At 49.1% G+C, this 16,843-nt stretch carries 8 protein-coding genes; all 8 read right to left on the reverse strand.

The annotated features are described in order from the left end of the window. Positions 1-46 precede the first annotated feature (46 nt). The gene (locus tag NSB28_RS23285) at positions 47-2,347 is read right to left on the reverse strand and encodes a glycoside hydrolase family 31 protein (RefSeq protein ID WP_109748697.1); all 2,301 of its coding nucleotides are present in this window, start codon (positions 2,345-2,347) and stop codon (positions 47-49) included. Continuing rightward, positions 2,344-4,365 carry a beta-galactosidase gene (locus NSB28_RS23290; RefSeq protein WP_109748698.1) on the reverse strand — a complete coding sequence of 674 codons (2,022 nt, stop codon included), beginning with the start codon at positions 4,363-4,365 and terminating at the stop codon, positions 2,344-2,346. Before NSB28_RS23290 ends, NSB28_RS23285 begins: the two co-directional genes overlap by 4 nt. Before the next feature lie 11 nt (positions 4,366-4,376). Further along, positions 4,377-5,723, reverse strand: coding sequence for an alpha-L-fucosidase (locus NSB28_RS23295; RefSeq protein WP_109748699.1), 1,347 nt, complete (start codon positions 5,721-5,723; stop codon positions 4,377-4,379). Positions 5,724-5,742: 19 nt separating this feature from the next. Continuing rightward, on the reverse strand, positions 5,743-8,463 hold the full coding sequence (locus tag NSB28_RS23300) for a hypothetical protein (RefSeq protein ID WP_109748700.1): 2,721 nt from the start codon (positions 8,461-8,463) through the stop codon (positions 5,743-5,745). Between the two features lie 22 nt (positions 8,464-8,485). Beyond that, a complete protein-coding gene (locus NSB28_RS23305) occupies positions 8,486-10,765 on the reverse strand; it encodes a glycoside hydrolase family 95 protein (RefSeq protein ID WP_257497932.1) in 2,280 nt (759 codons plus the stop codon). Positions 10,766-10,778: 13 nt separating this feature from the next. Continuing rightward, positions 10,779-11,861, reverse strand: coding sequence for a glucuronyl esterase domain-containing protein (locus NSB28_RS23310; RefSeq protein WP_109748702.1), 1,083 nt, complete (start codon positions 11,859-11,861; stop codon positions 10,779-10,781). A gap of 2 nt (positions 11,862-11,863) precedes the next feature. Continuing rightward, on the reverse strand, positions 11,864-14,917 hold the full coding sequence (locus NSB28_RS23315) for a glycosyl hydrolase 2 galactose-binding domain-containing protein (RefSeq protein WP_109748703.1): 3,054 nt from the start codon (positions 14,915-14,917) through the stop codon (positions 11,864-11,866). Positions 14,918-15,089: 172 nt separating this feature from the next. Next, positions 15,090-16,817 carry a type 2 periplasmic-binding domain-containing protein gene (locus NSB28_RS23320; RefSeq protein WP_109748704.1) on the reverse strand — a complete coding sequence of 576 codons (1,728 nt, stop codon included), beginning with the start codon at positions 16,815-16,817 and terminating at the stop codon, positions 15,090-15,092. Positions 16,818-16,843 lie beyond the last annotated feature (26 nt).

Genomic DNA, 16,843 nt, shown 5'->3' on the forward strand with positions numbered 1-16,843 from the left:
GCCAGCTGACCGGGGGTATATCCGTGCATCAATATTTCATATAAACCTACGCCAGAGCGGCTTTTGTCTCTGCCCCGCCGTAATGCATTTCTCTCTCTGTACAGCTGCCGTCTTCCCTGTAATACCTGATAAGATATTCTTTTGGATATTCGAAGTCTCCCTCTGCTGCGGCAAGTGTCAGTTCTTTGCTTCCGTCATTGTATTCCATGGAAATGACTGCATAATTTCCCTGTTCATATTGGTAATCCATCCCATTATCCAGATAGTATGCAAAGCTGCCGTCTGCACCTTCGTATACTTCTATCACATCGGCTATGCCGTCTTTTGTGCCTTTGCTGCTAAGCGGCACAACAGCTCCTGCCCGGATAAATACAGGCTGCCAGCTGACAGGCGCATCCACAGTGCGGGAAACGCCGCCCTCATATACTTCTTTTGTCTTCTGATGATACCATTTTGCTCCGGCCGGCAGATAGACATCCCACTTCTCCTCTTGACCCAGCTTTTCATTTTCCGGACCATATTCCAGAGCCTTCGTTACAGGGCAGACAAGATACGCCGGTCCGTACATGAACTCTCCTGAGATATCCTTCACCTTCTCATCCTGTGCAAAATCGAACATAAGGCTGCGGAACATGGTATAACTGTCTGTCTCTACCTGATGTGCCAGTGAATAAGAATACGGCAGCATCTCATAACGAAGCTTGATGTAATCTACAATTGTGTCGTAATATTTGCTGCCCGGCTCTCCAAAATTCCACGGCTCCCTGGGAGTATCCGTCCCGTGGGAACGCATTACAGGGAGAAAGGTTCCAAACTGGAGCCACCTTGTATACAGCTCTTTATATCCGTTATCCTCTGTCCCGCCTTCAAACAGGCCGTGCCAGAACCAGGGCGCTTCCCCCTCCGTCACATTGCTAAAACGCCTGAAGCCTTCCGTTGAACCAGCAAAAAATGCTCCTATGTCAAGGGTCCAATAGGGAATGCCTGACATGCACATGCTCAGTCCCTCTGCGATCTGATTGCGGAACACATCCCAGGTGGCCATGATATCGCCTGACCAGAGAATGACACCGTACTGCTGGATAGAGGGGGAACCGGAACGAGTCAGGTTCACTACACGCTTCTCGCTGCTTGCTGCCCTCTGGTGCTCGTAAACTCCTTTGGCATGTGCCAGGGCATATGTGTTTGCCACTCTGGCATCGAAGTATCTTGTAAGGTTTTCCTTTGCCAGCTCGTAGCGTTCATCTTCTTCTCTCTTCGCAAGTCCATTCCAGTCCGGGGTGAAAGGCTCTGTAGAATCACACCACCACGCATCACAGCCTCCTGTAAAGAGCTCTCTCTCAAGCTGCTTCCAGTAAAGGTCTCTGGCCTCAGGGTCAAATGCGTCGTATGTGGAAAGGTTTGCCAGCAGCTTTCCGGCATCCATCATTTCCTGGTTATTTTCGCATCCTTTATTCATGTTGGGCCAGATGGATATCATAAATGCAATATCGTCACTGTGGAGCTTATCTGTCATCCTTTTCAGGTCAGGGAACCGCTCCTTGTCTACGATCTTATTCCCCCATTTCCCTTCCTCCCAGGACTTCCAGTCCAGGACAAGGCAGGATACAGGTATTCCCCGTTTTTGAAATTCTGCCGCAGTACTTAAAATATCTTCCTCAGAAACATAGCGCTCCTTTGACTGTACATAGCCGAAAGCCCACCTGGGCAGCATCACTGCCTTTCCAGTCAGCTCTCTGATCCCTGCGATAAGGTCATCAAAATTATTTCCTGTGATCACATAATAAGCTATCTGGTCCACAGCATCAAATGTCAGTGTGATCGCATTGTCAGCCTCTTCATATGTCATCAGGCAGTCTGCGTCAAAAAACACAGCATATCCCTTTGAGGACAGGAACACAGGCATGGGGATCTGCATGTTGTTCTGATAGAGATACTCTTTTACATTCCTGTAATTGTAGGTTCCATTTTCGTGCTGTCCCAGGCCGTAGATTCCCTCACCCTCTGTGACAGCAAGACGCAGTATCCCGGTAAAGGCTTCACCTGTTTTTACTGTGGAAGCGTTTTCCACAAAGGAGCGCTCTCCGTCAATGGTCTTTTTTGTAACGATCCTGGCTTTACCGCCTTCAATGAGGTATTTAAAGATCTCTCTTTCCTCAAAGGCATAGCCTGTCTGCTTTATGATCTCTTCGCCGTTTCTTTCAAGGGATATCTCCTCCCCCTCCATTCCAGGCGTGCAGATGACTGTATCATATTCCTTTTTACTTGTGATCGTTGTACCTGGCGCCTTGACATTTCCGTCAGGAGTGCAGACAACCCTTACTATACTGTTTACTTTTTTAATCATCCCTTTATCTCCTTCAACACAGCAAAACCATTGCGCTCCAGGACTGCCTTCTCCTCATACCTGCATTTCTTCAGGTAATCATAGACCGGCGTCTCTACACTTACTTCCGCTTCTTTTGCTGTAAAATTAAAGACATAATAGTAGTTTTCACCATTCAGGACACGGCGGACTACCTCTATCTTTTCTTCTGCCTTCACCGGGTTCTTAGAGATCCCCGCCCTCCGGCACAGATACTGAAACAGCTCTCCCATGGCCTCTTTTTCCAGATCAGTGCCCATGTAGACTGCTGTTCCTTTGCCATAAGTATTCTCGCTGATGACCATGCTGTCTGTCTTATAGTCCTGGGTATATGTGCCTATGGCCCTGGCGCTTCCTCCAAGTATATCAGACCACATGCCGTCTGTGCTGACTGCTTCTGATCCGTCCAGATCCAGGCGGACATTCGTGTGGTTATCCTTAAAAACAGGCTCCACTTCCTCCACAACAGCCCCGAAAACATCTGTCAGACCTGCCGGAAGTGAATCTGTATAGCCCACGTTGTCCTCATTTTTAGCTGAGGTCAGGAAGGTTCCAAGCAGTATGCCGCCCTCCTCTGTAAATCTGCGCAGCTTCTGCTGAAACTCTCTGGAAGCCACAAAAGCTGACGGCACAATGAGGAATTTATATTTGGAGAAATCTGCATCATAGCTTATCACGTCAGAATTATATCCGTTGTCCTCCAGCACATGGTACATCTTTCCCGCATAGTCCAGATATTTAAAATCCGGGTCATTAACAGGCTTTATGCGCAGAGCCCAGTGTGTGTCATAGTCCACACAGATGGCGATCTCATTTGCAAATCCGGCATTTTCAAGAGGTTCCAGCTCCTTTAAAAGCCGGGCTGTCTCCTGCATTTCATAATATCTGCGCCTTGGGACTCCATCCATATCAACAATAGCATAATTCAGCTGCTCAGCCCCGAACGGGAACGTGCGGAACTGGAAATGCAGCATCATTTCCGCTCCATGGGCAAATGACTGCAGCACTGCCTGCTTTAATGCACCGGGATTAGGCTGTACGCGCCCTGAGCCTCCAAAACGGTGGCCTCCCCCTGACATGAATTCCATGACCCAGAACGGCGCCCCGTCCTTGACTCCCCTTGCAAATGCATAGGGGAAGGAATCTACTGCAGCATCCCTGAGCCCGGGATAATAGTCAAATCCATAGCAGTCCAGCTTTCTTGTGCTCTTATAATAATCGATGCTGTTCGTTGCAAGGCCTGTTCCGTTTGTTGTGACAGGATACTCCGTATAGCCATGGAGCACATCTGACTGGATGTCCTGGTACTCGATCTGGGATTCACTGCAGAAGCGCTCGTATTCCAGCCTCAGCGTGGGATTTTCAAAATAGACCGGCATTTTCTGCTCTGCACTTACTTCTATTGTGTTCACCGGCATCCTGATCTGGTCAAAGCTGTCGTAATCCTGTCCCCAGAAAATATTGCCGCTGCGGCGGTTATACTCTTCTATGGTCTTATATTTGTCTTTAAGCCACTCTGAGAACTTAGCCTGGCAGACAGGGCAGTGGCACCTTCCTGATGCCTCCTGGGCCGGTTCATTATCAATCTGGAATCCGCACACATATGGATTTTTTCCAAAACGCCTTCCGATCTCTTCTGTTATCTTCCTGGAGTATTCTCTGTACACAGGATTGTTATAGCAGTAGAACCGTCTTCCGCCAAAGGGGCGCTCCAGGCCCCTGTTATCCACGTACACAACCTCCGGATGCTTATATACAAGCCATGCGGGAGGGCAGGCTGTGGGAGTGCAGATGATGCTTCTGATCCCTGCCTTTCCCAGCCTCTCCACAGCTGCCTCCAGCCAGTCAAACTGGTACTCTCCCTCCCTGGGTTCCATTCTGCACCAGGCAAACTCACCCATTCTGACTGTGTTAATGCCGGATTCGATCAGAAGTATCATGTCATGTTCCAGTTCTTCCGCCGTCTTATGCTCCGGGTAATATGCTGCTCCGTAATACATCTTCTCTCTCCTTATTCTTTTCCTGTGAAATAGACTTCCTCTGCCTGCTTTCTCTCTACATCCCTGTCAAGTGTAAGCACAATGACCGTGTCTGTCTCAGGCTTTTCTATTCCGTTTAAGTCAACCTTAAAAGCTCCCTCATTCTGGACAAACGGAACTGCATCGCCCTCATATGTGGCAGCGGCTTTGATCTTATATCCCTCCAGAGGTATCCACTGCGCTGAGCACTCTTTTGTGTCAAGCACATGCAGATATATTTTATTTCCGTTTGAAGTGGTGCCGTACACATTGTCCACCGGCTCGATCGGGCCTCCCCTTGTGCCGTAGACTGCATCAGCGTATTTCCTGAGCCAGTCCCCGATCTCTCTCATCCTGTTCTTGACTTCATCTGAGAGCTTACCGTTCCTGTCAGGCCCCACATTTAAGAGGAAGTTTCCATCCCGGCAGATGACATTTACAAGCATCTTTATGAGCCAGTCAAAATCTGATACAGGGTCATCAGCCATCCAGCCCCAGGAGCAGCCGCTGCATACGCACATATTCTTTTCCCACGGCACAGGAAGGATCTTTCCTGTGATCTCATGGCTTCCCTCATCACAGTAGAAGTCGCCTTCATAGCCGGAACGCGGGTTCAGCAGAGTTTTGGGATTGTATTTGCGGACAATCTTATTTAATTTGACCGGCTCCCAGAACCAGGCGCTGGATGTGTCACTTCCCTTGTGCGCCAGCCAGCCGCCGTCATACCACATGATATCAATAGGACCGTATTTGCTGCACAGCTCTTCTACCTGGCCGTAGCACTGATCCTTCATGAGCTGGGCATTTTCAGGCAGCCCTTCCGGATCAAAGTATCCCGGGAACCTCCAGTCCATGGGTGAATAATACAGGCCGACCTTCAGGCCCGCAGCTCTTGCCGCATCTGTATATTCTTTTACAAAATCTCTGTGGGAAGCTGTATTGTAGCTGTTAAAGCCTTCATAGCTGGCCTTGCTGTCCCAGAGGGCAAATCCGTCATGATGCCTTGTCACCATGACCATATATTTAGCGCCGAATTCTTTTGCCAGGTCTGTCCACTCTGTCATGGAGAAGTCCTGGGGATTAAACTCATCCGCCAGCCCTTCATATTCTTCCTTTGGAATCTGCTCATTGAACCTGGCCCATTCCCCTCTTCCCAGGATAGAATAGAGGCCCCAATGTACGAACATTCCAACCTTAGCGTCTCTCCACCACTGGAGGTCTTCAGGCTGAAGCTTTAATTCCGGGCACTTCACTCCCCCTAAGCTCTTCAAATTAATACTGCTCTTGAGCATGGATTTCAGCTCTGCGCCTGTCATTTCTCTAGGTAACTTTGTCGCCATTTTTATTTCCTCCTTATTGTTAATCTTCCTCATAAAGCCAGTCCAGCGTCTCCAGGCCTTCTCCGCCCAGGTTCGCGTTTCTCGGCTTCATTTTCGTATCAGCAGATACAACGCCCGCAATCATAAATGCGCCTGTGCCGAAATATATCTCATGAGTTCCCTTTTCATAGCGGTACGCATGGATGTTGATGGGAGGGCAGGCCTCGGCTTTAATCGCATTTGCATAGACAACAGTAAGCCCTCCCCTGTCATCTGCATGTGTATTCGTCTCCAGGTCCGGCAGCTGCAGCCATTCCACACCCTTTGCATTCATGTATCCCACCAGCACATAGGAGTCCTCCGGCAGTTCCAGTTTAACGGTCACGCCTTCTTCAATTGCCGCTCCCAGGCCCATCCTGACGGCAGTCATTTTTTCCAGCTCCGGCGCCAGGTTGATGACCTTGCAGGAACAGTCTGAGAACACGCTGTCTCCCTTGACAAGCCTGTACGTCTCACATCCATCCGTTCCCAGCAGCTTAAACGGCGCCGGTGTCAGCGGCTCTGCTGTCACTTCCTTTGTGTGGTCTGTGGGCAGTATGCCTGCTTTCAGGTCAGCCAGATGTGATTTGAAGCAGGCCAGCTCCTTTTCATATTCCGGCAGACATGATGTCCAGTGGCCGTATGTCTCCCCATTTGGGAATGGGATCTTTCTCTGGGGGGTCTGCATGCTGTTGGCATAGAGATAAGTCTTGTCTGTCAGTTCTGCCAGCTTTCTGTACTCTTCCAGAGATTCCTCCATCAGCTTCTCAGCCTTTTCCAGCAGGGCCACATCGCCTCTGCATTTCTCATCCATAGTGTATTTGTAGCGGAGTATCTCCATGGCAGCTTCTATCTTTTTACAGTAGGACATTGACATTTCATATATAGCCCTGGCATCTGTATAAAGACGGTTTAAGTCCTCGCTGCCGCTGCCTTCCGTCTCAATGACTTCCCCGCAGAGGGCAAGGGCCTTTTTGGCATGGGCGCTTACTTCTTTTACACAGTCATAAGGAGTCTCCCCGATGTGGGCCTCTCCCGCCACTTCCTTTAACATATAGTCGTCCGGCTGCTCTCCCTTGCGGGCTACAGAATCCCACAGCTCCTTATTCGGACGGTATCTGTTTACATTTGTAAACTGGCTCATGCTCATTCCAAGGCTCATAGTCTGGCGGTTTCCCTCTGTGATTCCAACTCTTCCCAGGATCTTCGGCGCACACTGTGCAGCGTTCTCCTGAGCCTCCAGAAGCTTAGCTGCTGAACCGGCTGGGATTTTGTAATGCTTTGCAAAGACATTGATCCAGTGTTCTCTCTCTGTGTTTTCCTCCCTGTTTGGATTCCATGCATAACGGAACCACGCTGCAAACCAGATATAGTCGCGGTCCATCTGAAGCAGGCGCGGCGATACCTTGTCAGGCGTATAAGGCCAGTCCCAGTAGAACAGAGGATACAGATGCAGTCCGTTGCAGCCGTAGCGGCTCTGCCCTGCCTGCACACATTTCTGTATGTAGAGCGGCGCATTAAACTGGAACGGCTCTAAGTCGGCCAGGATATGGACATTCATAATATGTGTAGTCCCAAGCCCTGAAAGAGTCTGATGGATCGTCTGCCATTTTCCCTTCGGGTAATAAGTCGTGAGGCTCTCCCCATTATACTTCCACATGGTGTAGAGATGGGAATATATCTTCTGGGCCTCTTCCATGGCTCCGATGGGGTCACAGTCATGTCCCCTTAAAATGACAGGCGGCTCTTCTGTAAGCCCTGCTTCCTTCACTCCGTCTTTCACAGCCGGGATAATCGTGTCAATAAACCAGTCTGTCTTGTTCTGAGTTCCCCTCAGCGCCTCTCCAAGACATACCATAAGACCGATATGCGGGAAGGACTTAATAAACTCTGTAATAGATTTCTTTGTATAGTCAGCAACAAGAGGATTGATATTGCTCTGCAGCAGCTCCAGTCCATGATGCTGTGCAAACGGCAGAGGGATATGGATATTGTAGAACTTCAGCACAACCCAGATTCCCCTCCTGTCACATTCTGATGTGAGCCATCCGAATACTTCCCTGTTCATCTCAAATTCTTCCTCTGTGACCTCCAGAGCTTCCGGATAATCGGGAACCTTAACCAGAGATGAGAATGGATGGCCGCTCCAGATATAAAGCACATTACAGCGCATATCCAGCATCATATCCAGGAATCTTGTCCACATTTCCTTATCGTAAAACCATGGGAAACGCTCAGGTGTGATAGGATATTCATATGTAAGCCTGGGCGCCTCAACCTTTGTCTTCTGGAGGCCCACAGCCGGCCCTCTCAGTTTGAAGGCAGGCGCGTCTCCAAATGTGATCTCAGCCGGGTATTCGCCGTCTCTTTCTATCCTGTCGCACAGCTCCATGCAGCCGTAGAGCGCTCCTGTATCATCGCCTCCGCAGATCACATTTAATTCCGCCGGGCATGTTTCTATATAAAACCCTTCTTTTCCGGGTGCATGTGTATGGAATACCAGAATTTCATTTTCTTCCAGCCATTTCAGGAAACCGTCTTGTCCGTACACAGAAACATAAAGCTTCTTTCCTTCAATCTTTCTGTAATCAGCGTACTGCTCCGGCATCTTGGCAAAATCCACCTCATAGCCCGCTGCCTTTAATGCTGATGTGGCTCTTTCCAATCCCAGCCCGATACGGGCGCTTACGATTCCATTTCCAATAATAGTGACTTTCTTCATATTTTCCTCCAATTATTATCTATTAAAACTTAAATTCAACTGACTTTCCTGCAGGACAGAATATCTTCATTTCCCTGTCCTTCCAGCAGAACACTGAATCAGTATCCTCTGATGCATAAAGTGTTACTGATACTGGTCTGCCGTTTTCCCAGCTCATATCTATCCTGCGCCCGCCTCTCAGGCAGAACCCCTTCACCATACCGCACTCCCAGCGCTTGGGAATGGCAGGCAGCAGATATGTCCTGCCGTTTCTTTCCTGCACCAGGCCCTCAAGCACTGCCTCCGCTATGCCGAAATTGCCGTCGATCTGGAAGGGTGGGTGTACATCCAGCATATTGTCCTGTATACATTTAGACAGCAGCTGGGCAATATTCTCCCTGAGCGCTTCTCCGTCCTGAAGCCTGGCCGCAAAGCAGGCAAGCCATGCCCTGCTCCAGCCTGTATGTCCGCCTCCGTTTGCCAGCCTGTATTCCAGTGTCTTTCTGGCTGCATCAAACAGCTCCTTTTTTTCCGGAGTGATCTCATTGCCCGGATGAAGGCCGTACAGATGTGAGATATGGCGGTGCCCCGGCTCTGTCTCTTCATACTCCTCCATCCATTCCAGCAGCCTTCCGTCACTGCCAATCATCAAAGGCGGCAGCTTATTGAGCATACCTTCCAGAAGGGCTGACTCTTCCTCATCACATATAGAGAGTTCACTCATTCCCTTTATGTAGGAGGTGAGCAGCTGGCGCAGGATGCAGTTATCCATTGCTGTCCCCATGGCCAGCGCGCCTGTCTCACCTTTCCTGGACCTGTATGTATTTTCCGGGGATACCACCGGCCCTGTTACAAGATATCCGTTTGGCAGTTCATAGAGGTAATCCTCAAAAAACCTGATCGCCTCCCGCATCAGCGGCATGGACTCCTCCAAAAATTTCTTGTCTTTTGTATACTCATAGTGATCATAGAGGTGTATACAAAGCCATGCTCCTCCCATTACCCAATATGGGGAGGCATCAAAAATCCCCTCAGGCGCTGTGCAGCCCCATACATTAGTATTGTGGTGGGCACAAAATCCCCTGCTGTGGTAAAGCTTATCCGCTGTCTTCCTGCCGTTTTGAGCCAGCAGCCTGATCAGGCCAAACAGAGGCAGATGGCATCTGGAAAGCCCAGCCTTTTCTACAAACCAATAGTTCATCTGAGTATTTATATTGATCGTGTACTGGCACTGCCAGGGCGGCTCATACGCTCCGCTCCACAATCCCTGAAGGTTTGCCGGCAGACGGCAGCCGTCCGAAGAGGATATCATAAGATACCTGGCAAACTGTACCAGCAGCATGGCAAGCTGCAGCTCATTTTCACGATTTCCTTCTCTGAAGCCCTTCAGCATCTCATCTGTAGTTATTGCTGTCTCTTCTGATAAACACTCATTTACGCACTCACTGCCAAGACACAGCTCAAAATTATTGTAAAGCTCACCATAATCCCTGAGATGCTCCTGAAGGATCTGTTCAAATCCTGCTGCCTCCGCTCTGTCAAGTATCTCCTGCGCCTCCCGGCCCAGATTCCCGTAAGCCTCCTCTACCTCTTTCCTGTTTCCTTTCAGGCAGTCATCGTAGTCCGTTAAAGATGTCAGATATATGACTGTCTCTTTTTTTTCTTCTATATATACTGCGTCGCCCAGGTTCCTGGCATCAGGAGATGCAATTCTGACAGCGCTGAGATAATGCATGCCTCCCACACCATTCTCTCCCCAGTTTCCTGCAGTACGCTCTCCCAGCTTCCCTGTATATTCTTCAAAAGGCTTTCTGCTGATATTGGCGCTTACAGTGATACTTCCGGTCCCTACAGCTCTGATCCTCACTGCCAGTACATTATATTTCCTGCTCACCAGATGTTCTCTCTCATACCGGGTGCCGTTCATCTCATATGTAACCTTCGCAGCTGCCCTGCTGATATCAAGACGGCGTTCATAATTTTCAGCCTTTCCTGTCTCTCCCAGAAAACAGAGTCTCAGGTCTCCGGCCGGCTGATACGGATTATTATACTTAGGTGTGGATGTCAGCGCCATCTTAGCAAGAAAGGCAGCTTTCTCCACCCGTCCCTCAAGAAGCAGTTCTCTTATATTCTGAAGCTCCCCGTATGCATCAGGGTTTTCCCTGTCTCTTGAAGGTCCGTAGCAGAGAGTCTCTTCATTAATAATGATCGTCTCTTCCTTCAGTTTTCCCATAACCATGGTGCCCAGCCGCCCATTCCCCAGCGGCAGCCCGTCATCCCATTTTCTTGCGGGCCTCTTCAGATAAATGGATAATCCTCTCATTTTTAATCTCCTCTCAGACATGGTGTCTGCTGCGGTAATCCATCACTCTGTGCCAGTCATCCCGGCTCAGATAATGTGTCCCCTCTCTCATGTGATAGCCAATGCTGCCCTCGCAGAGCACATCGCCTGTTTCAGGATACTTATCAGGAGTCACCAGACCTTTTTTTCCATAGAGTTCAAAGGCCTTTGAAGCGGCAGCACAGCCCAGAAATTCTGACCTGGGGTCTGCCCAGCCATCTTCTGCGGCGCTTGATACATACAGGTGCCGGGGCGCTGTCAGGGAAAGCAGGAAATGCTGGTCAAAGGGCAGTTCCTCTGTCTTCCCCAGGTACTCAAAAAAGTTTCCTGCAAACCAGAGCCGCGAACCCCTGCCATTCAGGTTCTCTATCTGCTCCCCGCTCTTTCCCCGAAACAGGGCGGCGCCTCCTGCGCCTGACTGGATTGCGGCGGTAAGGCTGAATCTCTCATCGAAAGCCCCTGCAAGCAGAGCTGTCTTACCCAGCCTGGAGTGTCCCATAACAGCCGCACGCTCCTCATCGATACTCTCATTTTCCAGGATATAATCCAGTATGCGGGATGCCCCCCAGGACCATATCTTAAGCTTTCCCCAGCTGTCAAACGGATTTCTTGTGCAGAAGCGCCCCAGACCGTTTTTATGCTCGTCGTAATAGTCAGGCGCCATATCCTGATAGCAGACGCTTGCTATGGCATATCCCTCATCCAGTATTTCCTCACCTATTCCGTCCGCTATCTCAGGCGTAAAGGACAGGTACAGAAAAAGCGGCGGATTCTCTGCCTTCTTCGGCAGCGCAATCTGGAAAGGAAACGCGGCATGGGAAAAATCAGACCTGATATCCAGCTGGACCGTCTTAACGACAGCTTTTCCTCCAAATCCATTCTGTTCCTCCCTGACTACAGTTCCGGACGTTTTAAATGACAGCCTCGTCGCATATCCGGCAAACTGTTCTGACAGCAGCCCTTTGATCTGTTCTCTGCGTTTTCTCCAGAACTCCTGACTTACAGCACCTCCTTTAACATCCATCCCGAAAAGCTCCGGAATCCGGCGTTTTTCTATCTCTGACTGTAGAAATCCCATTCTTATTTTCCTCCTATCAGATCTCCTAGCAGTTCATCAAGCCCGGCATTGCATCCGACCCTGCCGCTTCTGCCAAGACTAACTAATATCAGTTCGCCATTTCCGTAAGTACACCTTTTTACAAATGGAAGGTGGGGTTTTGCCCCACAGCTTCCGTTAAAGCCTTTCTTATCATACGTATATATAAGATCTTCGCCCGGCAGCCCTGTGTCTATTGTAAATGCCGCTGTTGCGTCAATATATCCCTTTTCTTCATTAAAGAGCATGGACAGCGGGTATTTCCTGAATCCTTCTGTGGCTGCTGCGAAGAAAAGATCACCGCATGCTCTTGTCCTGACTTCTTCGTTTCCTATCCTGCAGGCAGCCGCTGCTTCCGGAAGCAGCAGTATCCCCCTGCCGCCATCCTCCACATGTCTGGCCAGTCTGTCCACATCTTCCTGGCATATACTGCCGGATACCCAGATATCCGCCTCCGGCCCTGCACATTCCTTCATTCCTGTCAGATAAGAACACAGCTCCTTCGCCTCTTTTCCCACAGCATGGGCCTTTATATCCAGCGCTATTCTCTTATAAACATCCAGAGTAATCGCCTCCTGGTTTATGAGTCTGCCGTCTGATCCAAATACAGCTGCCTTCACGCAGACCCTGCGCGGGCCTGTTTCCGCATCCAGATTTAAGAACCTGACAGGAATCCTGCCTGCGCATCCGGCCGCAGCCGCATCAGAAGAAGCCTCCAGTTCAAAAGTCATATACGGCTGCTCTTCGCCATCATTCCAGGCTCCAGCCATTATCCTGACATTCTGGCTTTTTCCTGTGTCGTTGAGAAGCCATGCCTCCACTTCCACTGTCTCGTCCTCATAGACACAGCTGCGCCCTGTATAGAGGTTTACCCTGAACGGGACAAGGGATTCCCTGTAGGCGAAATAGGCGCGCTTAGGCTGCCGCCTGCAGTCCAGCAGAGTCTTCATCCAGCCTGAGGGCCATGCATCTATAAGAAGGTGGATGGCTGTCTGGTTCATGACATCACCCCTTCTGCGGTATGCATCTGTCATAAGCTTTGTCGCCCTTGCCTGATGGATCTGGCTTTCTCTTACCCAGTCGCTGATATTGTCCTGCTCCTGGTACCAGTCCCCCTGAACGGAATGTGTCTGTGCCCTTACGATCCTGTCAGGATACCACCTGCCCTGGCTGTCCGTCTGAAGCCATTCCTTCGGGTACATGTTCCGAATTATATTTTCATTATCCAGCCCTTCAGCCCCGTATTCTCCGCAGCCTATCATCCAGCCGTCCTTCACAGGTGGAAGATATCCCCTCATCAGCCTGCCGATCGGTTCCCCATGGTTTGTATACCACATGGTGTAGGAATGGAAATCCGGCATCCCCTCTGCAGTCGGAGCGTCGTAGTCACCCTCCACATTTTTGATCACCCTGTCAGGATTCTCAATGTAAACAGCCTTTCTCGCTGCCGCAAAGAAGGCTTCCAGCTCATCTCTCAAAAGATGTCTGTGTCCTTTGGCCTCATATCTCTTTGAATATTTATCATTCGGATCCTCTGTCCTCCTGATGCACATAGGTTCATTTATAAATGTGACCATGCATGTGGAGACATGCCTTCTTATAAGATGCTCCATCTCCACTGTCTGGCGCAGCGCTTCCGCAAACTGGGGGCGCCTCAAAAAGCCGAAGAGAGGCAGGTCACACTGGTGCATGATCCCAAGCATATCAAAATAATCGTATATCTCCTCCTGGACTGGCCTCTGTGTAACTCTGTAATAATTCATATTGCAGAGCTTGGCAATCAGAATGTCATCGATCAGCTGTTCAAAATCCCCCTGCATCACGCACTGCTGCAGATGTCCCATCTCATTGGCGCCCCGCAGTACGACAGGTTCATTGTTCAGATAGAATTTTCCCTTAGGAACACTGTTCTCATCGCTCACAAATTTTTTCATTCCAAAATTTCCGGATCTGGCGGAAACGGCCCTTCCATCTTTTGAAATAACAGCCTGCGCCCCATAGAGCCAGGGAGTTTCCATATTCCACAGACGGTACCCTTTCAGAGGCACGAAATAACGGTACTCGTTTTTTCCGGGACCCGCATAGGCTATCCCGGTCTTCAGACTTCCTATTTCCCCTCCCTCATAATTCCGGGGCAGAAGTGATATACTCAGGTCAAATCCTTCCTGTACTTCATCTGTATAATTATAGACACCAAGCCGGATCTCGGCACTGTCATGGTCGATGTCAGGCCTGACAAATATATCATCAATATAGATCTCAGGGCGGCATTCCAGCGTCACCTTTCCAAAGATCCCGGCTCCGGCCGGACAGTGATGCCATCCAACTGCCGGATCATCCCAGCCCGGGCCTGTAGCCGCATATATCTTATCGCCGTCAAGCACCGGCCCCACTCCAAGGATGGGTATATCATTTTCACAGATGACCACAAGCTCATTCTTCTCCTGCAGATAATCCGTCACATCAAAAGAAAACGGAGCGAAAAGGCCTTCATGCCCGCCGACGTAATTGCCGTTCACATAGACCCTGGCGATGTAATCCACACATTGAAACGCCAGCACAGCCCTGTGTCCGCCGGGAAGCCTGCCGCCTTCCCCCATGATCTCATCTGCGCCAAACCAGCACCTGTAATATGCCTTCCATTTTCCGTTTTCTTCAGCCGGTCCCCTGTAATCCGGCACACTTACTTTTTCCCATTCTTTATCCGGGTCATTTCTCTCTGTGAATACCTCACCCTTATCCAGATAGCGGAACTCAAAACACTTGATTTCAGTCTGTCTTAAAGTCCCCGGCAGCTTCGGGAGAAAATTCTCCAGAAACGGCCTGTATTTTATTCGCATTGCCTCCAAATCCTTTTTAAAACTGTCACACTGTTCTTCAAATGTCTGCTTTTCCTTCCAGGGGGCAGTCAGCCCGCAGTTCTCCTTCGTCTCCTTAAAATAAATCTCCGGGACCGGAACTGGAACAACCTCTTTGTCGGTGCTCCCTATCGGGTGTTTCGTCTTAGCTATTTCGCGAAAAAAATCCTGATCAGCCATTTTCTTAGTCCTTTCCTTCTGCCATTTTTAATACGCCGCAAGGGCCTATATTACTGCATGGGAAGCTGCCCTCCCACGCAATAATATAGGCCCTGTCCAGCATCGCTCTCCAGCGATACTGGTAAGGGCCCTGCTTGTACTTAACTAATTACTGTACTGATTACTGTAATACTTATTGTGCTGCTGCCTCTTTGAACTCCTGCTGTATTGTCTGGTAATCAGATGACTCTACGATTCCCTGTACAAAGCTCTTCCATTCTTCTTCACCGATCTGTCCCATTACATACTGAGCGCACATTGTGTCAACGTCATCTGTAAGCACGTTCCATGTATTGTCATATGTTGCAGACTGAAGGTTCTGGATCGCATTTGTCATTCCTGTAGCAGCCAGGTCGCTGTATACGAATTCTTTGATTTCTTTTACTCTTGCAATATTTTCTTCAGAAGCTCCCTTTGCGCCCGGTCTCATAAACTTATCTGTTACCTGGTCCATATCTGTCTTTAAGAAGATCTGGTTCCATGCGCCCACATATCCGTCCTGTCTTGCTTTCTTGAATGCTTCATCAGTTGTATCTTTTGTTCCGTCTTCAAGCAGTGTGTAGTGAAGGCCTTCCACGCCGTCTTTCATAACATCGTTGTATCCCGGGTACTGCTCTTCTGTTCCGTTGAATATCTCCATGATCTTCTGGATCTTTGCATCATCACACTTGGAGCTGATAGCGATACAGGAGTCAACATCTGTGTAGTTCGGACTTACTGTGTATGCCTTAGGTCCTTTGACAGGCATCAGGCACCATGCTTCATATGTAGCCGGTGTGCTCTCGTCAAAGATCTTGTTGCTTGTCAGGTCAGCTGACTGGTTCCAGTTGTACCATGCACTTAAGAATGCCACTGAATTTCCAGCTTTCCACTTGGATGTGTCAGAGTTATTTAATGCAAATTCAGGATCAATAGCGCCTGCATCATACAGATCTTTCATCCAGTTCAGGAAGTCAATATAGGAATCCTGGAACTGCATATACTGGAAGTCACCATTTTCATCAACTGCCCAGTCTGTCTGTCCTGTAAATGCAATTGCAAATGCCTTGATGTAGTCATTCATAAATCCTTTTTTGCCGTCATCATAGAACTCTAAGCCATAGATCTTCTTGCCTTCGCCTTCTGAAGCTGCTTTTGAAAGGCCAATGAGGAAGTCTTTTAATTCATCCATTGTAGTCGGCTCTTCTGTAAAGCCATATTTCTCCATCAGGTCTTTACGCACTTCAATACCTGAGTTCTGTCCGCTTTCAGCTTTGCTTCTCGGCAGGATATAGATGCCGTCTTTATATTTTGTCTGAGCCCACATAGCGTCGTCCCAGTTCTTCATAACAGCATTTGTCTCAGCGATCCCGTTTCCATTGTCAAATAAATACGGTGTCATATCTACGAATACGCCAGCATCTACAGCCTGTGTGAAAATCGGATAATAGTAAGAACCATTTCCCTGTTTGCTGACCTGGATGACATCAGGAATACTGTCAGATGCGATAAGTGTATTTACCTTCTGGTCATAATCCTGATAGTTGATCCATTCAATTTCCAAATTTACATCGAATAAATCTTCCCAGTATTTCTCCATATCGCTGCCTGCCTGAGGGCCATAACCCCAGTCAATACCCATGACAGAAATTGTCATACGGTCTCCTGATTTTGTGGTAGCTGCCTCAGTTGCCTCAACTGCAGCAGTCTCTTTCTCTGCAGCCTTAGTTTCCTCTGCTGCTTCTGTCTTAGCAGCCTCTGTCTTGGCTTCAGTCTTGGCTTCTGTAGAATCTTTTTTTCCGTCTCCGCATCCTGCAAGGCTTCCCACAGCCAGAACTGCTGCCAGCCCAAATGCTACCTGATTACGAAAATTCTTTTTCATGTTCATTCCTCCTATAATTATATTGT

This window comes from Murimonas intestini, assembly GCF_024622195.1.
GTDB classification, from domain to species: Bacteria; Bacillota; Clostridia; order Lachnospirales; family Lachnospiraceae; genus Murimonas; species Murimonas intestini.

What these genes read in the sequence shown, in the direction of transcription:
- NSB28_RS23285 (WP_109748697.1), bottom strand. Translation starts at nt 2,347, where the DNA reads ATGATTAAAAAAGTAAACAGTATAGTAAGGGTTGTCTGCACTCCTGAC.
- NSB28_RS23290 (WP_109748698.1), bottom strand. Translation starts at nt 4,365, where the DNA reads ATGTATTACGGAGCAGCATATTACCCGGAGCATAAGACGGCGGAAGAA.
- NSB28_RS23295 (WP_109748699.1), bottom strand. Translation starts at nt 5,723, where the DNA reads ATGGCGACAAAGTTACCTAGAGAAATGACAGGCGCAGAGCTGAAATCC.
- NSB28_RS23300 (WP_109748700.1), bottom strand. Translation starts at nt 8,463, where the DNA reads ATGAAGAAAGTCACTATTATTGGAAATGGAATCGTAAGCGCCCGTATC.
- NSB28_RS23305 (WP_257497932.1), bottom strand. Translation starts at nt 10,765, where the DNA reads ATGAGAGGATTATCCATTTATCTGAAGAGGCCCGCAAGAAAATGGGAT.
- NSB28_RS23310 (WP_109748702.1), bottom strand. Translation starts at nt 11,861, where the DNA reads ATGGGATTTCTACAGTCAGAGATAGAAAAACGCCGGATTCCGGAGCTT.
- NSB28_RS23315 (WP_109748703.1), bottom strand. Translation starts at nt 14,917, where the DNA reads ATGGCTGATCAGGATTTTTTTCGCGAAATAGCTAAGACGAAACACCCG.
- NSB28_RS23320 (WP_109748704.1), bottom strand. Translation starts at nt 16,817, where the DNA reads ATGAAAAAGAATTTTCGTAATCAGGTAGCATTTGGGCTGGCAGCAGTT.